16 protein-coding genes and 1 other annotated feature are annotated in these 20,436 nt (G+C 43.2%); of the genes, 13 read left to right on the top strand and 3 right to left on the bottom strand.

What is annotated here, in order from left to right:
* Positions 1-8: 8 nt before the first annotated feature.
* The gene (locus KQH97_RS03510; RefSeq protein ID WP_216552759.1) at positions 9-1,679 is read right to left on the bottom strand and encodes a 2-isopropylmalate synthase; all 1,671 of its coding nucleotides are present in this window, start codon (positions 1,677-1,679) and stop codon (positions 9-11) included.
* An 86-nt stretch (positions 1,680-1,765) separates the two neighbouring features.
* Positions 1,766-1,999: a binding site (T-box leader), on the bottom strand.
* Between the two features lie 286 nt (positions 2,000-2,285).
* On the opposite strand from KQH97_RS03510, the gene galT reads away from it, so the two are divergent.
* From galT to KQH97_RS03495, 3 genes are all read left to right on the top strand, one after another.
* Positions 2,286-3,791, top strand: coding sequence for a UDP-glucose--hexose-1-phosphate uridylyltransferase (gene galT, locus KQH97_RS03505; protein ID WP_216552758.1), 1,506 nt, complete (start codon positions 2,286-2,288; stop codon positions 3,789-3,791).
* A gap of 62 nt (positions 3,792-3,853) precedes the next feature.
* Positions 3,854-4,666, top strand: coding sequence for a PIG-L family deacetylase (locus tag KQH97_RS03500; protein ID WP_216552756.1), 813 nt, complete (start codon positions 3,854-3,856; stop codon positions 4,664-4,666).
* Complete coding sequence (locus KQH97_RS03495; RefSeq protein WP_216552754.1) at positions 4,653-7,172, top strand: YfhO family protein; 2,520 nt, start codon at positions 4,653-4,655, stop codon at positions 7,170-7,172. Before KQH97_RS03500 ends, KQH97_RS03495 begins: the two co-directional genes overlap by 14 nt.
* Before the next feature lie 116 nt (positions 7,173-7,288).
* Here KQH97_RS03495 and KQH97_RS03490 read toward each other — a convergent pair whose 3' ends face one another.
* Positions 7,289-7,849 carry a TetR/AcrR family transcriptional regulator C-terminal domain-containing protein gene (locus tag KQH97_RS03490; protein ID WP_022288290.1) on the bottom strand — a complete coding sequence of 187 codons (561 nt, stop codon included), beginning with the start codon at positions 7,847-7,849 and terminating at the stop codon, positions 7,289-7,291.
* A gap of 187 nt (positions 7,850-8,036) precedes the next feature.
* Here KQH97_RS03490 and glgB point away from each other — a divergent pair, with 187 nt between their 5' ends.
* The 3 genes from glgB to KQH97_RS03475 all read left to right on the top strand — a co-directional run bounded on the left by glgB (position 8,037) and on the right by KQH97_RS03475 (position 11,647).
* Positions 8,037-9,821, top strand: a complete 1,785-nt coding sequence (glgB, locus tag KQH97_RS03485; RefSeq protein WP_216552752.1) for a 1,4-alpha-glucan branching protein GlgB — start codon at positions 8,037-8,039, stop codon at positions 9,819-9,821.
* Positions 9,822-9,940: 119 nt separating this feature from the next.
* Positions 9,941-10,633 carry an iron-sulfur cluster assembly scaffold protein gene (locus KQH97_RS03480; protein ID WP_022288288.1) on the top strand — a complete coding sequence of 231 codons (693 nt, stop codon included), beginning with the start codon at positions 9,941-9,943 and terminating at the stop codon, positions 10,631-10,633.
* Positions 10,634-10,648: 15 nt separating this feature from the next.
* Entirely contained in the window at positions 10,649-11,647 is a 999-nt protein-coding gene (locus tag KQH97_RS03475) for a GGGtGRT protein (RefSeq protein ID WP_022288287.1), read from the top strand.
* 211 nt (positions 11,648-11,858) lie between these two features.
* Here the strand turns inward: KQH97_RS03475 and KQH97_RS03470 are convergent, their stop codons facing one another.
* Positions 11,859-12,395 (bottom strand): nitroreductase family protein, encoded by a 537-nt coding sequence (locus KQH97_RS03470; protein ID WP_022288286.1) that lies wholly within the window; start codon positions 12,393-12,395, stop codon positions 11,859-11,861.
* A 149-nt stretch (positions 12,396-12,544) separates the two neighbouring features.
* On the opposite strand from KQH97_RS03470, the gene KQH97_RS03465 reads away from it, so the two are divergent.
* The 7 genes from KQH97_RS03465 to dnaG all read left to right on the top strand — a co-directional run bounded on the left by KQH97_RS03465 (position 12,545) and on the right by dnaG (position 20,421).
* A complete protein-coding gene (locus KQH97_RS03465) occupies positions 12,545-13,246 on the top strand; it encodes an ABC transporter ATP-binding protein (RefSeq protein ID WP_171028866.1) in 702 nt (233 codons plus the stop codon).
* An 11-nt stretch (positions 13,247-13,257) separates the two neighbouring features.
* A complete protein-coding gene (locus KQH97_RS03460) occupies positions 13,258-15,510 on the top strand; it encodes a sialidase family protein (RefSeq protein ID WP_216552750.1) in 2,253 nt (750 codons plus the stop codon).
* Between the two features lie 45 nt (positions 15,511-15,555).
* On the top strand, positions 15,556-16,218 hold the full coding sequence (gene pyrE / locus KQH97_RS03455) for an orotate phosphoribosyltransferase (protein WP_216552748.1): 663 nt from the start codon (positions 15,556-15,558) through the stop codon (positions 16,216-16,218).
* A gap of 424 nt (positions 16,219-16,642) precedes the next feature.
* Entirely contained in the window at positions 16,643-16,843 is a 201-nt protein-coding gene (gene rpmE, locus KQH97_RS03450) for a 50S ribosomal protein L31 (RefSeq protein ID WP_022288282.1), read from the top strand.
* A gap of 55 nt (positions 16,844-16,898) precedes the next feature.
* Positions 16,899-17,519, top strand: coding sequence for a YigZ family protein (locus KQH97_RS03445; protein WP_117927031.1), 621 nt, complete (start codon positions 16,899-16,901; stop codon positions 17,517-17,519).
* A gap of 119 nt (positions 17,520-17,638) precedes the next feature.
* The gene (locus tag KQH97_RS03440) at positions 17,639-18,634 is read left to right on the top strand and encodes a deoxyguanosinetriphosphate triphosphohydrolase (RefSeq protein ID WP_216552746.1); all 996 of its coding nucleotides are present in this window, start codon (positions 17,639-17,641) and stop codon (positions 18,632-18,634) included.
* A 23-nt stretch (positions 18,635-18,657) separates the two neighbouring features.
* Positions 18,658-20,421, top strand: coding sequence for a DNA primase (dnaG, locus tag KQH97_RS03435; protein WP_181982685.1), 1,764 nt, complete (start codon positions 18,658-18,660; stop codon positions 20,419-20,421).
* Positions 20,422-20,436: the final 15 nt, after the last annotated feature.

Below are 20,436 nucleotides of genomic sequence, written 5' to 3'. Positions count from 1 at the left end.
TTTATTCATTACTTCTTATCTGCAAAAGCGTTGTTGATAGCTGAAACAAGTCCCTTGATAGAAGATACGATGATATCTGAGTGTCTGCCGACGCCCCAATACATCTTATCACCGCAGGAAATTCCAACATACGAAACAGCCTCAGATGTTGACTTTCTTTCAAGAGCGTGTTCTGTGTATGTTTCCACGGTAAAATCAAAGTTCAAAGCCTGCTTGATAGCATTTGCCACAGCGTCAAGACGTCCGTTGCCCTCTGCTGTGTGATCGTCTGTTACACCGTTTACTGAAGCTGTGATAGCGGCGCAGATAGTGCCGTTCTGCTTCTGAACATAGTGTGCTTCAGGAATATCAACAGGTGCGCACTTGTTGAGGTACTCGTCCTTGAATATCTTGTATACCTCATCAGGCATAAGCTCCTTGTGCTTGTGGTCTGAAACAGCCTTTACCTTGTAGCCAAAGTCCTCTCTCATCTTCTTTGGAAGATCATAGCCGAACTGATTTTGGAGGATAAAGCCTATTCCGCCCTTGCCTGACTGCGAGTTTATTCTGATAACGTCACCGTCATACTCTCTGCCAACGTCATGCGGATCGATAGGAAGATAAGGAACTGTCCACTTGTCACAGCTCTTCTCTTTTCTCCAGTTCATGCCCTTTGCGATAGCGTCCTGATGTGAGCCTGAGAATGCAGCGAATACAAGTGCGCCTGAATATGGACTTCTGTCATAAACCTTCATTCTTGTAACTCTCTCGTAAAGCTCTACCAGTGCAGGCATATCTGAGAAGTCAAGCTTAGGGTCAACTCCGTGAGTGTACATATTAAGTGCGATAGTAACGATATCGGCGTTACCTGTTCTCTCACCATTGCCAAAACAAGTACCCTCTATTCTGTCAGCGCCTGCAAGCAGACCCATTTCGCAGTCTGCCACTGCACAGCCTCTGTCATTATGTGGGTGAAGTGAAATAATAACGTTCTCTCTGTTGTGAAGAGTGTCGCACATATACTCTACCTGCTGAGCATAAACATGAGGCATTGACATTTCAACTGTTACAGGCAGGTTGATGATGACCTTGTTATCAGGTGCAGGCTGCCAGATGTCGATAACAGCGTTGCAGATATCTCTTGCAAACTCAGGCTCTGTGCCTGTGAAGCTCTCAGGAGAATACTCGAATACTATATTTCCCTTTGCGTGCTTCTTATACTCGTTACAGAGCTTTGCACCGTCTGTAGCTATCTTGATTATCTCTTCCTTAGACTTGCGGAACACCTGCTCTCTCTGTGCAACAGATGTTGAGTTGTAAAGGTGGACAACAGCGTTCTTTGCACCGTCGATAGCTTCAAATGTTTTCTTTATGATATGCTCTCTTGACTGTGTAAGTACCTGAATAGTAACATCATCAGGTATCATGTTCTTCTCAATAAGTGTGCGGCAGAACTCATATTCTGTTTCAGAAGCGGCAGGGAAACCTATCTCTATCTCCTTGAAGCCAATCTCAACGAGCTTTGTGAAAAACTCCAGCTTTTCTTCAAGGCTCATAGGAATGATAAGAGCCTGATTTCCGTCTCTCAGGTCAACAGAACACCATGCAGGAGCATGGTCAACATACTCTTTTTCAGCCCACTTCATGCACTTTACAGGAGGCATATAATAGCCTCTCTCATACTTTTCTACTTTTTTCATGTCAGTTCCTCCTTATAAATAAAGCCGATAGTTATTTTGATAGTGATGTGGAAAAGGGCATAAAAAAATCGCCGCTCCTACCAATAAGGAGAGACGAGCTTTGCCGTGTTACCACTCTCATTCATATACGGTTCACACCGCATATCTCAGCCGCATCTATCAATGCGTATCTCTATAACGGGAGAACCCGTGAGCGGCTAATAAAATTTCACCGTTCAGGCTCGGGGACGAGTTATCACAAATTCCGCATACCGTCTTGCACCCACCGACGGCTCTCTGTAATGTCAGAACTTTGCTTTTGTTCCTGTCAACGCCTTTGTCATATTGTTTTTATTATACCCATACTTCCCGCTTTTGTCAATAGGACAATTGCCGATTTAACAATTTGTTAATATTCGGTGCTAAATCGTTTTTCCTAACATTAAATGTAGGGGCTGGCGTCCCCTGCAAAATAATCTTAAAATATTCTTATCACACTTTTCAAATGCTTAAAAGTATCTTAATTAGCCTTTCTGTCGGTTGACAAAGAATAAGCAATGGGCTATAATAATAGAGCTGGCTGAGGGGGTGACCCCTCATACTTTTGTACAAAAGGGGATCTGTAACATGATATTTGAAAGCATAAAAAAACTTGTAACATATGGTCTGGAAAGCGGACTTATTGAGGAGAGCGACAGAGTTTACACTACAAACAGGCTTCTTGAAGCCCTTGACCTTGAGGAATATGACGAACCAGCGGAGGAGTTTTCTGACGTTGATCTTGAAAGCACTCTCAAAGAGCTTCTCGATTACGCTGTGGAAAAGGGTCTTACGGAAAATTCCATTGTATACAGAGATCTTTTTGACACAAAGCTCATGGGGCTTCTTACTCCAAGACCGTCAGAGGTAGACACAAAGTTCTGGGGACTTTACAACCACCAGTCTGCAAAGGTCGCAACTGACTATTTCTACAAACTTTCGCAGGACACGGACTACATAAGAAGATACAGGGTAAAGAAAGATATGCGCTGGATAGCTCCAACAGAGTACGGCGACCTTGATATAACTATCAATCTTTCCAAGCCTGAAAAAGACCCGAAAGCCATTGCGGCGGCAAAGCTTGCAAAGCAATCGGGATATCCTAAGTGCCTGCTGTGCTATGAGAACGTGGGATATGCAGGACGAGTGAACTCCCCTGCAAGACAGAACCACCGTGTTATATCCCTTAAAATAAACGGCACAGACTGGGGACTTCAGTATTCCCCATATGTTTATTACAACGAGCATTGTATCCTTTTCAATAAAAAGCATACGCCCATGGTAATAGACCGTTCGGCATTTGAGAAGCTTTTTGACTTTGTCAGACAGTTTCCGCACTATTTCATAGGTTCAAACGCTGACCTGCCGATAGTCGGCGGTTCGATACTCTCCCATGAACATTTCCAGGGCGGTCATTATACTTTTGCAATGGCGAAAGCCCCTGTTGAAGAAAAGATAGTTTTCAAGGGCTTTGAGAACGTTGACGCAGGTATCGTCAAATGGCCTATGTCAGTTATCAGAATAAACAGCGAGGACAAAAATGCTCTCGTTGACCTTGCTGACAAGATACTCAAAGCTTGGAGAGGCTACACCGATGAAGAAGCGTTCATTTACGCTGAAACTGAAGGCGAGCCGCACAACACTATCACACCTATCGCAAGAATGAGGGACGGCAGATATGAGCTTGACCTTGTGCTTAGAAACAATATCACCACAGAGGAATATCCTCTTGGCGTTTATCACCCACATCAGGAGCTTCACCATATAAAGAAAGAGAACATCGGTCTTATCGAAGTAATGGGTCTTGCGGTGCTTCCGTCAAGACTTAAAGGCGAAATGGAGAAGCTTGCTCAGGTTCTGGTCACAGAGGGCATAGAGGGTGTACGCCGTGACGAGATGATAGAAAAGCACGCTGATTGGGCTGAGGAGATATCAAAGAGAAACAATATAACAGCCGAGAACGTTCACGAGGTCTTGCAGAAAGAAATAGGCATCGTGTTCGCAAAGGTGCTTGAACATGCAGGCATTTATAAGAGAAACAAAGACGGAAAGGCTGCATTTGAAAGATTTATAGACTATGTGAACAACAAGTAATAAAGAAAGAGGTGAACGCCCGTATCTCGCAGGAGAGATCCTGCAAGGGTGCGGGCTTTTTTATGCTCAGATTTACAAGACGACATATAAAGGAAACAGCAATAATTCTGGCAATAGTCATTTTTATAGGCACACTGTGGTTTTTAGGCTACAAAAGGCATATAAGAGATACGATCAATCAGGCTTATGACGTTACGCCCATATCCGCCATACAGTTACAGCTTGCTTCGTCATCAAAGGCTGATAAGCTTATGATAGTGGCTCACCCTGATGACGAAGTGCTTTGGGGCGGAGGACATCTTTATGATAAAGGCTATCTTGTTGTGTGTGTAACAAACGGAAGAAATAAGGTGCGTTCTCAGGAGTTCAAGGACGTGGTGAAAGCCTCGGGAAACGAGTGTATAATGCTTGAATATCCTGATAAAGTCAGGGGTAAGCGTGACGATTGGGCGCTTGTTAAGGACGGTATCGAATCTGACCTTGAAAAGATAATGACCTGCAAGGATTGGAAGCTTATAGCTGTGCATAATCAAAAAGGCGAATACGGTCATATCCACCATGTAAACGTGCATAATTACGTCACTGAGATATACGACAAGAACAATATCCAATGTGACCTTTACTGCTTTGGCAAGTATTACAAGGCTAGCCGTCTGAAGGTGGTGGGCAACACTTTGCCAAAGATATCAAAGGAGAGATACGAGTTCAAGAAAAAGCTTGCGGATATGTATACCTCTCAAAAGAAAACTGTAGACAAGCTGTGGCATATGGCTTATTATGAGGATTGGACGCTGTATAAACGCTACAGTGAACACCCTGAAATGAAAAAACAAACTGCAACTGCGCTGGGAGTGGCTGTGAATGAAGCTCAGTAAGAAAAATATAATACATCTGTGTGTGCTTACAGGGATATATCTTCTGTTTGTCCTTGCGCTCACAAGGTTTAAATACGCCTATGGCTCTGAGCTTGATTGGGGCGGACAGCACTATGCTATCCCTGATTATTTCAGAAAGCTCTTTTACAAAACAGGGGACTTTTTTCCCTCCTTTGCCCCGAACATAGGTTGTGGTGAGAACATCTATAATCTGTCATATTATGGACTTTATTCGCCTATAATACTTTTTTCTTATCTTCTGCCCTTTGTGAAAATGTCAACCTATATACAGATAGTATCCATAATAGGCATTATAGCAAGCCTGTGGATATTCTATATATGGATGCGGCAGAAATTCACAGACAACACAGCGTTTGCACTGAGCTTTGTGTTTCTCTTTTCAGCGCCCCTTATCTTCCACAGTCACAGGCACATAATGTTCGTGAATTATATGCCGTTCCTGCTTTTGGGTTTTATGGCTATCGAGGATTATTTTGAGGGCAAGAGAAAATACATGGTGACGCTTTGGGCATTTTTGATGCTCATGACAAGCTATTTCTTTGCAGTGTCGGGTCTTGCGGCAATGGCAGTGTATGGTGTTTACCGCTGGCTGAAAATAAATGAAAAGCCAACTTTCAAGAAGTTCTGCAAAGACGGAACAGCATTCGCTTTCAGGCTTATCCTAGCAGTGATAATAGCGTGCGTACTTATCCTGCCGACACTGCACTGTATGCTCTCAGGCAGAGAGGCAGGCAACAGCCATGTTGATCTCAAGTCGTTCATACCAGGTGTAAACTTGAAATTCCTGCTCTATTATCACTACTCAATGGGGCTTTGCCTTTTCACAGTGCTTAGCATAATATCGGCGGTGTTCTCAAAACAACGCTATAGAAGATTTCTTGGGATCGTTATGATGGTAATAGCCACCTGCCCTATAATAGTCTATATGTTAAACGGCACACTGTATGTTGACCCGAAAGTTCTTATACCTTTCCTTCCTCTTGGTATGCTCCTTTTCGGACACACCTATTTTGATATAATAAGAGGAAAGTTAAAGCTTAAACCACTTGCAGTGATAACCCTTTTAGTTGCACTGGCAGGAGTTTTCTGGTTCAAGACCACCAAAAAAGTGGAGTTTTATATTATCCTTGACTTTGTTGTGCTTATGTCGAGCCTGTTTGTATACAGACGTTGCAAAAAAGAGTTCATACTTAATATAGGAATGTCCCTTTGCCTCGTGGTATCCACAGTATATGCAAACTTTGCAGACAAGCTTGTGCCTTTAAGTGAGCTTGAATATGATAACAGCAGTGATATGAATACGCTTGCAGATTATGTCGGCTCGCAAGAGGAGATATCGAGGACTTCAAACTGCGTTGACGAAGTGAACACAGTGAACATGATATATAATGCAGATTATTACACCATGTCAATATATTCCTCACTGCACAATAAAGATTACAACAAATTTTATTACAGCGAGATATACAACGAAAATTCATACCGCAACACTTCCCTGACCACTCAGACACGAAGCCTTATTGCTGATATGTATTTTTCAAACAGATATCTTATCACTGACGACCCGGTAAAGGCAGTGTCAGGCTACAAGAAGATAAAAGAAAGCGGAAGCCTTTCTCTTTATGAAAACAATGACGTTCTACCTTTCGGATATGCTACCAATGCTCTTATCGGCAGACAAGAATATAATTCCCTGAATTATCCTTACTCAGTGGAAGCTCTTTTCAATAATATAATAGTTGAGGATAAGACGGAAAAGTCATTTTCATCTGATATCAAAAAAGTACGCTCCATCAACTTTACAGAGTGCGACCAGATAAAGCGTGAATGGGGAAAATACACCATTGACGCCAAAAAGCCTTTCACTCAGGAGATAACGCTTCCCGAAACGCTCACGAACAATGAGATAATGTTTGTATCTTTCAATGTGAACAACGATATAAAGGGTGGCAGAAAGGACGCTTGGGTGTCCATAAACGGCAATAAAAACAAGCTCACTGCACCTGATTGGAAGTATTACAATAATAACAGACGTTTTGAATACGTCATAACCACAGGTCAGGACTATAGTGCAGACAGCGTTAAGGTGAATTTCTCTGACGGCAAGTATGAGATAACCAACGTTCGCTGTTATGTCATCGACAAAGACAGCCTTGTGCGTGACGTTGACCCGTTCATGATAGACAAGAAGACCTCTCACGGAGATGTGATAAACGGCACTATAGACGTTAAAAATGACGGCTATTTCACCATTTCCATTCCGTATACCGACGGCTTCACCGCTGAGATCGACGGCAAAGAGGTGCAGTGTGAAAAGACCGACACTGCATTCCTTGGCTTTAAGATACCAAAAGGCAGCCACAGCATAAAGATAACCTTTACCGCACCGTTGCTCCACGAGGGCATAGTTCTCTCAGGTGCAGGCTTGCTCATATTCATAGTATGCGTTATTATTGACAGAAGAAAATCAAAAGCTTCAAAGTAGTAAAATAAAAGCGACAGAAATCTGGATCTGTCGCTTTTTTTGTCGTATGTTTAGGTTTGTCTATTCACTTATTACATAAAATATGATAAAATAACAGAGTGATTGTGTGACTTTTGTCAAAGGTTCTGTCTGAATCCCTCACCAATGGTAACATTTTCGTATGCAAGCTCACGCATTTTCAGCATTACGTCATGTGGAGTTTCTCTCATTCCGCCCGTTGCCCAATCTATTATTATTCCACAATAGCCATGAGAATAAAAATCGGCAAAGAACTTTGCCTTATCGGAACGCTTTCTGGTTATAGCAACAGCGTGATAGAAAAATCTGATGAACAGCTTGTGCATACTTCTGAAAAGATAATGCTCGAATATCTTTTCGTTGCTTTTTAGCGTGTTTGAGTAAAAGCGCTTGTCTTTGAGCATATTTACTAGAAATCCTTCAAGACGCTCATACCAGTTGTCGTAGTTTACGCCTTTGGTGATGTCAGCGAAAAGCTCGTGAAGATAGATATAGCTCAAAAGCTCATATTTATCCTGAAAATGGTAATAAAAAGACTGGCGGTTAAGACCGCACTCACCTGTTATATCGGATATGGATATTTTATCAAAGGGTTTTTGCTCGCAGAGTTTTTTCAGTGAATCACACAAAGCACTTTTGGTTATCGCAGAGCTTGACATTTAACTACATTCCTTTCAGATTCATAACGACAAAAGGTCTTTTTTGAGGAAAAATCAGACTAAGCTGGATTAATGTCAAAAAAGCAGACAATTTGCGCTAACTTTTATTATATCATAAATTTATGAAATTTCAATAACTTTTTATAAATATTTTATCATTATCATATTTTTCACAGGGGGAAACGGCATGAAAAACAATATCATCACAGAATTTATAAATGGTCAAAGCTGTAGAGCGTATGAAGCCCTGGGGGCAGTAAAAATAGAGAACGGCATAAGATTTTCCACCTATGCGCCCCATGCAAGGAAGGTAGAGCTTTGCCTGAATGGAGATATTATCCCTATGGAATGTGATGAACGTGGGGTATGGAGCGTTGAACGCCCTGCAAAAGAGGGTGACATTTATCAGTATGTTATCACAACGCCTACTCTTGAAAAGCACTACCGCTCAGACCCTTTTGCGGTGTACAGCGAGTTAAGACCGAAAAATGCGTCTGTGGTTTATGATATCAACAGCTATAGCTGGAATGACCAAGAATGGCTCTCAAAGCGCGACAAATGCTATGAAAAGCCTATGAACATATATGAGGTACATTTCGGCTCGTGGCGAATAAAAGAGGGAAAAGAAGAAACCGACCGCTTTTACACCTATGAAGAAATGATAGACCTGCTCATACCTTATGTAAAGGAAATGGGCTATACCCATATCGAGCTTCTGCCACTGACGGAATATCCTTATGACGGCTCATGGGGCTATCAGGTGTCGGGATATTTCTCCGCAACCAGCCGTTACGGCGACCCTAGAGGGCTTATGAAGTTCATAGACGCTTGTCATGCGGAAAATATCGGCATTATTCTGGACTTTGTACCCGTACATTTTGTTCGTGATTTCTATGCCCTGCACATCTATGACGGAGGCTTCCTCTTTGAAAGCGACAACGAGTATGACAGATACTCCGAGTGGGGTACTGCCCTGTTTGACTACACAAAGCCTCATGTGCTCAGCTTTGTAAAATCCTCAGTTAATTTCTGGATAGAAAAATATCATGTTGACGGATTGAGATATGACGCAGTTGCAAACCTTATATATCGTCACGGCCACACTGATGACGCTGTGAACGACAGCGGTATATGGTTCTTGAAGAACACTAATTACACCATTCAGAAAATGCACCCTGACGTTATGCTTTTCGCAGAAGATTCCACCAACTACACAAAGGTAACTGCCCCTGTTGAGTTCGGCGGTCTTGGCTTTGACTATAAATGGGATCTGGGCTTCATGAACGATACAATCAATTATATAAAGACTCCGCCTTTTGAACGCAGAAATCATCACAATAAAATGACTTTCTCCATGAGTTATTTCTATAATGACCTTTTCATTCTTCCTTATTCTCACGACGAGGTAGTTCACGGCAAGAAAACCATGGTGGATAAGGTGTTCGGCAGTCAGCAGGAGCAGTTTGCTACCATAAGAGCATTGTATACTTTCCAGTTCACTCACCCTGGCAAGAAACTCAACTTCATGGGCAACGAGCTTGGCGAATATCTTGAATGGCGTGATGAAAAAGAGCTTGGCTGGAATTTGCTCACATATCCTATACACGATTCATTACACGAGTATGTGAAAGCACTCCACAAGCTTTATGTTGAACAGCCTGCACTGTATAAGTCCGACTATAATTCCACATCTTTCCGCTGGATAGACGCAGACAACAAAAATCAGTGCATTTATGCCTACCGCAGAAGCGACCCTTCCGGCAAGACGCTTTATATGGTGTTCAATTTTTCCGGAAGCTATCAGAACTATAGCCTGAAGGTCGAGCAAAACGGAGCCTACAAAGAGCTTCTCAACTCTGACCGTGATATTTATAGTGGATCAAACTGCATAAACAGCGGTCTTTATACCACAAACTATAAGCTGCCACTCAGACTCGCACCTCTCAGCAGCGTTATAATTACCACAGAATGAGAAAAAAATATTAAAAATCATAAAATACTATTGCAAAATGGCGAAATATGCGTTATAATATGAGTGTATGTAATATACAACATTTACACCAAAATCATTTGAGAGGAGTTATGTAAATAATGGTTTATTCTCACGAAGTTGAAACAATGTGCCCTATCGCTCAGGGCGTTGCTCACGGTGCAGCTCCAATTCCAGAAGAAGCAAAGTGGGTAAAAGCTAAGGAAATCAAGGATATCTCAGGCTTTACACACGGTATCGGCTGGTGTGCTCCACAGCAGGGCTGCTGCAAGCTGACACTTAACGTAAAAGAGGGCGTTATCCAGGAATGTCTCGTTGAAACTATCGGCTGCTCAGGTATGACACACTCTGCTGCTATGGCATCAGAGATCCTTCCAGGCAGAACAGTTCTCGAGGCTCTTAACACAGACCTCGTTTGCGACGCTATCAACACAGCTATGAGAGAGCTTTTCCTCCAGATCGTTTACGGTCGTTCACAGAGTGCATTCTCTGAGGGCGGTCTTGTAGTAGGCGCTGGTCTTGAGGACCTTGGTAAGGGACTTCGTTCACAGGTAGGTACTATGTATGGTACACTTGCAAAGGGTCCTAGATACCTTGAAATGACAGACGGCTATGTTACAGGTCTTGCACTTAACGAAGATGACGAGATCATCGGCTACAAGTTTGTAAACTTCGGCAAGATGATGGACTTCATCAAGGCTGGCGACGATGCTAACACTGCTTTTGAAAAAGCACAGGGTCAGTACGGTAGAGTAGCTGACGCTGTTAAGATCGTTGACCCAAGAAAAGAATAAGGAGGATTTGTTACAATGGCTTTATTTGAATCATATGAGAGAAGAGAAAAGCAGATCCTTGCTGTTATCAATCAGTACGGTATCAACACTATCGAAGAGTGTGCTGACGTATGCAAGGCTAAGGGTCTTGACATTTATAAGCTCGTTGAGGGCATTCAGCCTATCTGCTTTGAGAACGCTAAGTGGGCTTACACAGTAGGCTGCGCTATCGCTATCAAGAAGGGCTGCACAAGAGCTGCTGACGCTGCTGCTGCTATCGGCGAGGGACTTCAGGCTTTCTGTATCCCTGGCTCTGTAGCTGACCAGAGAAAGGTTGGTCTTGGTCACGGTAACCTCGGCAAGATGCTTCTTGAAGAGGACACAGAGTGCTTCGCATTCCTCGCAGGTCACGAATCATTCGCTGCCGCTGAGGGTGCTATCGGTATCGCTGAGAAGGCTAACAAGGTTAGAACAAAGCCTCTGAGAGTTATTCTTAACGGTCTTGGCAAGGACGCTGCACAGATCATCGCTAGAATCAACGGCTTCACATATGTTGAAACAGAAATGGATTACTACACAGGCGAAGTTAAGGAAGTATTCCGTAAGGCATACTCCGATGGTCTGAGAGCTAAGGTAAACTGCTACGGTGCTAACGATGTTACCGAGGGCGTTGCTATCATGTGGAAGGAAAACGTAGACGTTTCTATCACAGGTAACTCAACAAACCCAACAAGATTCCAGCACCCAGTTGCAGGTACATACAAGAAGGAAAGACTTGAGAAGGGCAAGAAATACTTCTCAGTTGCTTCAGGCGGAGGAACAGGTAGAACTCTGCACCCAGATAACATGGCTGCTGGTCCTGCTTCTTACGGTATGACAGATACAATGGGAAGAATGCACAGCGACGCTCAGTTTGCTGGTTCTTCTTCAGTTCCTGCTCACGTTGAGATGATGGGTCTTATCGGCATGGGCAACAACCCAATGGTTGGTGCTACAGTTGCTTGCGCAGTTGCAGTTGAAGAGGCTATGAAGTAAGGTTTTAAGCCACTTCACAAATCTTGTAATGCGAACAACGATAAGACTTCGTGTTCAAAAGAATATCAGTAAGGCGTTAGATTTTGTTCTAACGCCTTATTTTTACGCACAAAAAGACCTCCCCATGCTGTAAGAAAGGTCTGACGACCAAACTAAAGCGCAGGAAGGTCAATATCACAAATACAAGCTAAAAAACTGCATAACTCCCATATTAAAAGAACTTTGCAATATCCTCAACAGCTCTCCTTTTAGGTCTGGCAGGGGCTTCTGCAGGATAGCCAACGGCTATAACCGATACTACGATCTCGCTTTCAGGTATTTCAAGCACCTCACGGAGCTTCTCCCCGTCCCTGATACCCATTACAAGCGAGCCTAAGCCAAGCTCAGCCGCTTTGAGAAGAAGTATCTCATTGTGCAGACCAAGATCGTAAAAGCCCCAGCCATTGCCGACTTCATTATCAGGATCACCCTCTTTGTCAAAACCTGCTCTTGTATGTACAAAAGTCGTTACAAGAAGCGCCGCATTTTCAGACCTTTCTCTGTTAAATCCAGGCAAGCACTCCTCTCTTACCCTCTTTGTCATCTCGTCACTGAGAACACAGTAATACCTTGCAGTTTCAGAGTTTTTCCACGATGGTGCTTCTGTTGCAGCAGCTATAAGAGTTTCTATCTGCTCTTTTGTTACCTTTTTACTGCCGTCATATTTTCTTATGCTTCTTCTGCTTTCAATAAGCTTCTGAAATTCCATTTATATCTCTCCTTGTCAAAATGTGAGGCTCACGCCTGTTTCAGATACAATTATAACATATCACTTCCACCATTTCAAGTAGCAAAAGCCCTTGAAATGTTCATATTATTGTGATACAATAACGTAAAGACAATATGGGGGTGCAGACTATGAGCTTTGTAAAATTCGAGAACGTTTATAAAAGATACAAAATGGGCGAGATAACCATAAATGCCGCAGACGGTGTTTCATTTGAGATAGAAAAAGGCGAATTTGCTGTTATAGTAGGCGCAAGCGGTGCAGGAAAAACTACTATACTTAATATGCTCGGCGGCATGGATACCTGCGACGAGGGCAAGATCCTTGTTGACGGCAAGGACATTGCCACTTTTAATAAAAAGCAGCTCACAACATACCGCAGATATGACATAGGCTTTGTTTTTCAATTCTATAACCTTGTGAATAATCTTACTGCTAAGGAAAATGTAGAGCTTGCCACACAGATATGCGCTCATGCCTCACAGCCTGAAGAAGTGCTGAAAAAAGTGGGACTCGAGGACAGAATGAACAACTTCCCCTCCCAGCTTTCAGGCGGCGAGCAGCAGCGTGTTTCTATCGCACGAGCATTGGCGAAAAATCCTAAGCTTCTTCTTTGCGACGAACCAACGGGCGCTCTTGATTACAACACAGGTAAAAATATCCTCAGACTTTTGCAAGATACCTGCCGAAATGACGGTGTGACAGTTATAGTCATAACCCACAACTCCGCAATCGCACCAATGGCCGACAGAGTTATAACCGTCAAAAACAGCAAGGTGGATAAGGTCGAGATAAACAAAGACCCTGTTGACGTTTCAACTATCGAATGGTAATGGAGAAAAATATGAAACTTCTTTCACCTGTCAAATACGAATATGGCAATCTGAAAATAGGCGGAGGCGGCTTTGTGACAGGTATCACTTTCCACCCCACCGACAGCAAAACGCTTTATATACGCACTGACATAGGCGGTATCTACCGCTATGACTTTGATAAACAAACTTGGGCGTATCTGGCAGACAAAGTTACCGCAGACGACCCTGCGCAGACCTATCCCCTTGCAATAGCCCTTGACGAAAACGACCCAAATAAGCTATTTTTCACCTGCGGAGATAAACGCTCAAATTATATCTGCATATCTGATGACAAGGGAGAAAATATAATTCAAAAGACACTGCCATGCAGCGTTCACGGAAACGAAGTTGGCAGAGCCACAGGTGACAGACTTATTTACAAAAACGGCAGGCTGTATTTCGGCTCTCAGACCGCAGGAATTATCTATTCTGATGATATGGGCGAAAGCTGGCAAAGCATAGACCTGTTTGGTGAGAAAAACATCTCGCTTATATGGACAGACAGTGAGGGCAAACTTTTTATCGCAGGCTGTTCAGGTGAAGCAAACTCCCCTGACGGTGTAACAAGAGGTCACACTCTGTATTGCTCCACAGACGGCTTGAAAAGCTTCGTTCCCCTCACCGCCCCCGACCCTGTGAAATACGAAAATTCGTCATATTACGGCTTCGTGCCACAGCGTATCACCAGCGACAGCAGATATATCTACATCACTTTTGCTTCAAGCGGAGAAGTATTCTACGGCGGCATGGGTGCTTATGCTTGCGACACAGGCTCGCTTTCAGGCGGCAAGGTATACAGATACCGCATCGAAAATGGAGTGACTGTTTTTGACAAAGACATCACCCCCGAGGACCATATCCCATGCGGCTACAGCGGAATATGTTCCAACGGCAAAATGCTTTTGCTATCAACTGTCTGCCGAAAAAATGGCGGAGATATGATCTATACAAGCACCGACAGCGGTGAAAGCTGGAAGATAATAATGAATGGTCTTGAATATAGCCGCTTCGATTGGAATATCCCATACATGAAACCACGATACAACGGCGGCGGAAACTGTGTCCACTGGATAAGCGACATAAAGCTTTCACCTTTTGACAGCGACACAGCCTTGTTCAACACAGGAACAGGTCTGTTCATGATAACAGGTCTTGCAAGCGGAGATGTGCTTGTCAAACCATTCTGCGAGGGCATAGAGGAAACTGTTCACCTTAATGTATACACCACTCCCCATGGCAGGAATCGCATTATAGATATCATTGGCGACCTTGGCGGCTTTGCCTTTAAGGACTATGACAGTGACTGCGAAAATTCCTTTGCAAACGAAAATGGCGACCGCTACATCACCTGCCTAAACGCAGACTTCACACTCCAAAGACCCGAATACATAGCCGCAACTCCCCGTGGCAACTGGACGGGCAAAACAAAAGGTGGTCTGATCTTATCCAAAGATTGCGGTTCAACGTGGGAAAGACTTACCATGCCCCGTGGGCTTTCTGAGTTTATAGACCAAAAGCTTGACAACATCGAAAAGCCTAATGTAGACTCAGGTTGGACAGCGATATCTGCCGACGGCAAACGCATAATGTGGGCTGTTGCAGGCGGCAGAGGCTTTTCTAACAAGGCTGTCTGCTATACTGACGATGAGGGCAAAACATGGCAAAAGTCCATTTTTACGGACAGCAGCGGAAACTCTGCAGATGAACACAACGTAAAAATATTCTCGGACTATTACAACAGCGATCTTTTCTTCGCCATAGCAGAAAGAGCAAATCTGGGGCTTTACATCAGCCGTGACAAAGGTGCAACTTTCAGAGAAGTGTCCATAAAAATGGACATAAAATGTCCACGATACGCTCACTATCAGCTTTCAAGACAGCCAGATAAAAGCGGAGTATTCTGGCTTGCAAACGGCATAAAAGGACTTTACCGCTTCGAGATAAAGAGTGACAGCGTGGGTATAAGTGATATTCTTCCTGAGGATAGGATTAACTGCATAGGCTTTGGAAAAGGGCTTGAAGAAACTCCTGCAATGTATGTCACAGGAAATATCAGTGGCGAATACGGCTTTTATATTTCTGATGATCTGGGCGAAAGCTTCGCACGTATAAACACCGATAGACAGCAATACGGTGTTATACACTCAATATGCGGAGATATGCGTGAACACGGCGTTTTCTGCCTTGCCACAGGCTCTCACGGACTTATGTTCGGCAGACAAAAAAGCCTTGCAAAGCCGTGAAAAATGTGGTATAATCAAAATAACATAATTGAAAGGAAGTTCAATATGACCTACAAGGAAGAATTTATAAAATTTATGGTAGACAGCGGAGTTCTCACATTTGGTGACTTCACTCTTAAAAGTGGCAGAAAAGCTCCGTATTTCATCAACTGCGGAAACTATAAAACAGGCGAACAGCTTGCAAAGCTTGGCGGCTTTTACGCTGACTGCATAGCTGACAACAAAATACCTGTTGAAACACTTTTCGGACCTGCATATAAGGGTATCCCTCTTGCTGTTTCAGCCGTTATCGCACTTGCAACAAAGTATGGCATTGACGTTTCTTACTGCTTTGACAGAAAGGAAGCTAAGGATCACGGCGAGGGCGGAATGTTCGTTGGAAAGAAGCTTGCAGACGGAGAAAAGGTAATAATCATCGACGATGTTATGACATCTGGCAAGGCTCTCAGAGAGTCAATGCCAAAGCTCAAAAGTGCCGCAGACGTAAACGTAACAGGCATGGTCATCACAGTTGACAGAATGGAAAAGGCTCTTGACACCGACCTCTCTGCCGTTGAACAGGCTTATAAAGACTTTGGCGTAAAGGTATACTCTATCGTAAACATCAACGATATTATCAAGGCTATTCAGGACGGTGTTGTTGAGGGCAAAGAGTATCTTGACAAAATGCTGGAATACCGTGCAACATACGGCGTAGATCACGATTAATAGGACTGTTCAAAGAAAAATTTAAAGTTATTTTAAAGTTACAAATTGAAATAATTTGTAACAGTATTGTAGTGAAATGTAACTTGTCTGTTCTTGAAGTTACAGCCCCTAAAGGCTATAATATGTAATGTAGAACAGAGAAAGAAAAAGAATGTAAACACTAAGATCAAACTCTTAGCTCGTTTCATCCTCTCCAAAATTTTTACACAAGCAAAGGGCAGCCGATGGGTTGCCTTTTTGTTTTGTCGAAACGAGCATGATAAATGTAAAAAAAGTGTTAAGTGCTTGACAAGTGACGTATATAATGGTATAATAATAAAGCTGATTTGTTCAGCATATTGATAAATACTACATAGAACTACTGTCTAAACTGAAATGATGGGCTTCTATGAGTCATAATTTTAGTTTGGAAGGAGGAAGTCAAATGAGAGAAGGAATTCACCCAAAGTATGAGGAAACAACAATTACTTGCGCATGCGGTAATGTTATCCATACTCGTTCTACAAAGAAGGATATCAAGGTTGAAATTTGTTCTAAGTGCCACCCATTCTACACAGGTAAGCAGAAGCTCGTAGATACAGGCGGACGTGTTGACAGATTCAAGAAGAGATTTAATCTTGACTAATTTTCAAAGGGAACGGATAATTCCGTTCCTTTTTTCTTTTATATGAGGAAACCAAATGGGATATACAACAATCTATGAGGAAGCTCAGGCGAGCTTTACGGAGAAAAAGTCCGAATTTATCGGGCATATCGCACCTGTCAGCACCGCTGATGAGGCTGTCGCATTTATAAACAGGATAAAAGCCGAAAACCGCAAGGCTAGGCACAACGTCTATGCCTATGTGTTGAGAGAGGGTAACGTTTCGCGATACAGCGACGACGGCGAGCCACAGGGTACAGGCGGAGTGCCTGTGCTTGATGTAATAAACAAATCTGGGCTTACAGACGTTTGTGTGGTGGTGACACGATATTTCGGTGGAATACTTTTGGGGGCAAGCGGTCTTACAAGAGCCTATTCTCAGGGCTGTTCAATGGCGGTGAACGCTGCAAGAAAAATGAAAATGTGTGAGTGTTCAAGAATATCCTTTTCCTGCGACTATACACTTTATGGCAAGGTCAGCTATGCGCTGCCTGAATATGGCGTGATAATGGAAAAAGAGGACTTTGCCGATTCTGTAGATCTTGCGTTTCTTGTGAAGTCTGAGCTTGCAGACAATCTAAAAAAACAGCTTACGGATATATCCTGCGGCAAGCTTGAATTGTCAGAAGAAACAAATCTTCTTGCTGATTTTGCGTGAACTTTGTACGACTATACAAAAACATTCAGCCTTTATGTAAAAATAAAGGCTTTTTTGAACTATTATAGTATATATTATATAGAGTTAGTATGTTTTATATACTGTAAGGGGGAATTTTTGTGCTGCCGAGAGAACAAACCGAGTTGTTTGAAAAACAATTTCTGAGCGAAAACGCCTGCTTGTCTGTTGATTCAAAAGGGCGTAAAAAGCCTTGCGAACCTTGTCCGCTGAGGACGTGTTTCCAGCGTGACCGTGACAGGATACTTCACTGCAACTCTTTCAGACGGCTGAAGCATAAAACTCAGGTCTATCTGTCCCCTGCAGGCGACCATTATAGAACACGACTTACTCATACCCTTGAGGTAAGTCAGATCGCACGGACTATCTCACGGGCTTTGCGGCTCAACGAAGACCTCACCGAAGCTATCGCACTGGGTCATGACCTTGGTCATACACCTTTTGGTCATGCAGGAGAAAGGGCTCTCAACGAGCTTAGCCCTGACGGCTTTCACCACTATGAGCAAAGCCTGCGTGTAGTGGACATTTTGGAAAAAGACGGCAAGGGTCTTGACCTCACAGAAGAAGTCCGTGACGGAATATTAAAGCACACTAACATGATAGCCGACACGAAAGAGGGCTATGTTGTGCGATTTGCAGACGTTATCGCCTATATAAATCACGATATCGACGATTCCGTTCGTGCTGGCATTATGACCGAAGAGGATATCCCGAAAAGTATCACCAAGGTGCTTGGCGGATCCAAGTCTAAGAGGATAACCACTCTTGTGACCTCGCTTATCAAGGGCGGAGCTGAAAACCTGCATATGGACGACGAAGTGAGTGACGCCTACACTGCACTGCATAAATTTATGTTTGACTTTGTGTACACAAATCCAAAGTGCAAATCAGAAGAAGTCAAGGCTAAAGACATGATAGCAAAGCTCTATGACTACTATGTTCATCATATCGAAAAGCTGCCTGCCTTTTATATGAATCTCGCCTATCAGTTTGGAATTGACCGTGCTATCTGCGATTACATATCAGGCATGACAGACGGCTTTGCCATTGAGACCTTTAAAAATCTGTTTATCCCATTGGGGTGGACAAAGTATTAGCGCATACCCAAGGAGGAAGAAATTTGCCGCTGCCTATAGATTTTATAGAAAGACTTAAAGCTGCCAACCCTATCGCAGAGGTCATGAGCAGCTATGTCACCCTCAAAAGAACAGGCAGAGATTATGTTTGCCTCTGCCCTTTTCACAACGAAAAAACCCCGTCCTGCCATATTCACCCTGACAAAGAGTATTTTCACTGCTTTGGCTGCGGAGCAGGCGGAGATGTTATCACTTTTACAATGAAGTACAATAATCTGGACTATTGGGAAGCTGTTAAGCTCCTTGCAGAACGTGGCGGAGTGCCTCTTCCGGAGGATAACGGCTATGACAGCAAGCGCACCGATACCAGAAAGCGCTTCTATGAAATGAATAAAACAGCCGCAAGGTTTTTCTATCATCAGCTAAAGACACCACAGGGCAAGGAATGTCTTGACTATCTTATAAATAAGCGTAAGCTCAGTATTGAAACCATAAAGAAATATGGAATGGGCTTTGCACCAAACAGTTGGTCTGCCTTGAAAAGCTATATGCTCTCTGAGGGCTTCACCGAGGAAGAATTGGAGCAAGGCTCGCTTATCTCACGTTCACAGAAGAATACCCGAAATACGTTCGATTTCTTCGTAAATCGTGCGATGTTCCCTTTTATCGACCTTGCAGGTCATATAGTGGGCTTTGGCGGAAGAGCGCTCACACCTGACGATAAGAGAAAATACCTTAACTCAAAAGATACCCTTGTGTATTCAAAAAACAGATTTCTTTTCTCCATGAACTTCGCCAAAAACGCCGCAGTGAAAGATAAGACCATTCTTCTGTGCGAGGGTAATCTTGACGTTATTTCCCTTAATCAGGCAGGCTTTGAGAATGCCGTAGCTTCCTGCGGAACTGCGCTCACCCCTGAGCAGGCGAAGATAATATCCAACTATGCAGACAACGTTGTCATATGCTATGACGCAGATGGCGCAGGTCAGAAAGCCACAACGAGAGCAATAAAAATTCTAGGTGAAACTGGCCTTAAGACCACCGTTATAAAAATGAACGGTGCAAAAGACCCTGATGAGTACATAAACAAATTCGGAGCAGACCACTTTCGTCATTTGCTGAAAAAATCAGACGGTGCAATAGAGTTTGAGCTAGACAAATGCAAAGACGGCATTGATATGGACACTGATATAGGCAGGATAGATTATCTCAAAAAAGCCTATAAAGTCCTTGCGGATATAAGCTCCCCTACTGAGCGTGAGATATACGCAAAAAAGGTGGCGGCTGAACAGAATGTGAGCATCACAACTGTTAATGCAGAACTTAATGCTATACTTAAAAACCGTCGCTATCAGTATAGCAAAAAGGAATGGACTCGCACTATAACTTTCGCTGACAAACGTGACACCATAAACCCCGAAGCCAATGAACACAGACGAGAATCCGCCGCCGAAGCGGGTATCATATATTATCTCTACAATAATCATGACGCCTGCGGAGATGTTCTCAAAAGGCTTCCGCCCGACAAATTCGTTACCAGCTTCAATAGGCGTGTTTACGAAAGCCTGACGAGCAAGATAACAGATTTGCAGGATTGCTCTGTATCATCTTTTAATGGTGAATTTTCCCCCGAGGAAGTGGGTAAGATAACGGAGATACTGGAAAAATACAGCGAACTGGGCATTGACGCCAAGGTCGCTGAGGATTATATAAATGTGCTTTTAAACTACAAGCCGAAGGAGAAACAGGAGGATATATCCGACGATGACTTCTTCAAAAAGTTTGAAGAAATGCGCAAAAAGAATTAGCAAAGATCAACCGAT

It is taken from the genome of Ruminococcus sp. MSJ-25, from assembly GCF_018917825.1.
Classification (GTDB): domain Bacteria; phylum Bacillota; class Clostridia; order Oscillospirales; family Ruminococcaceae; genus Hominimerdicola; species Hominimerdicola aceti.
This window is presented reverse-complemented; position numbering and strand designations above follow the sequence as displayed.

Coding starts and splice junctions, on each gene's coding strand:
- pyrE (WP_216552748.1), top strand. CDS start 15,556: ATGACCTACAAGGAAGAATTTATAAAATTTATGGTAGACAGCGGAGTT.
- KQH97_RS03465 (WP_171028866.1), top strand. CDS start 12,545: ATGAGCTTTGTAAAATTCGAGAACGTTTATAAAAGATACAAAATGGGC.
- KQH97_RS03475 (WP_022288287.1), top strand. CDS start 10,649: ATGGCTTTATTTGAATCATATGAGAGAAGAGAAAAGCAGATCCTTGCT.
- KQH97_RS03445 (WP_117927031.1), top strand. CDS start 16,899: ATGGGATATACAACAATCTATGAGGAAGCTCAGGCGAGCTTTACGGAG.
- KQH97_RS03460 (WP_216552750.1), top strand. CDS start 13,258: ATGAAACTTCTTTCACCTGTCAAATACGAATATGGCAATCTGAAAATA.
- KQH97_RS03510 (WP_216552759.1), bottom strand. CDS start 1,679: ATGAAAAAAGTAGAAAAGTATGAGAGAGGCTATTATATGCCTCCTGTA.
- glgB (WP_216552752.1), top strand. CDS start 8,037: ATGAAAAACAATATCATCACAGAATTTATAAATGGTCAAAGCTGTAGA.
- KQH97_RS03470 (WP_022288286.1), bottom strand. CDS start 12,395: ATGGAATTTCAGAAGCTTATTGAAAGCAGAAGAAGCATAAGAAAATAT.
- KQH97_RS03500 (WP_216552756.1), top strand. CDS start 3,854: ATGCTCAGATTTACAAGACGACATATAAAGGAAACAGCAATAATTCTG.
- rpmE (WP_022288282.1), top strand. CDS start 16,643: ATGAGAGAAGGAATTCACCCAAAGTATGAGGAAACAACAATTACTTGC.
- KQH97_RS03480 (WP_022288288.1), top strand. CDS start 9,941: ATGGTTTATTCTCACGAAGTTGAAACAATGTGCCCTATCGCTCAGGGC.
- galT (WP_216552758.1), top strand. CDS start 2,286: ATGATATTTGAAAGCATAAAAAAACTTGTAACATATGGTCTGGAAAGC.
- KQH97_RS03495 (WP_216552754.1), top strand. CDS start 4,653: ATGAAGCTCAGTAAGAAAAATATAATACATCTGTGTGTGCTTACAGGG.
- KQH97_RS03490 (WP_022288290.1), bottom strand. CDS start 7,849: ATGTCAAGCTCTGCGATAACCAAAAGTGCTTTGTGTGATTCACTGAAA.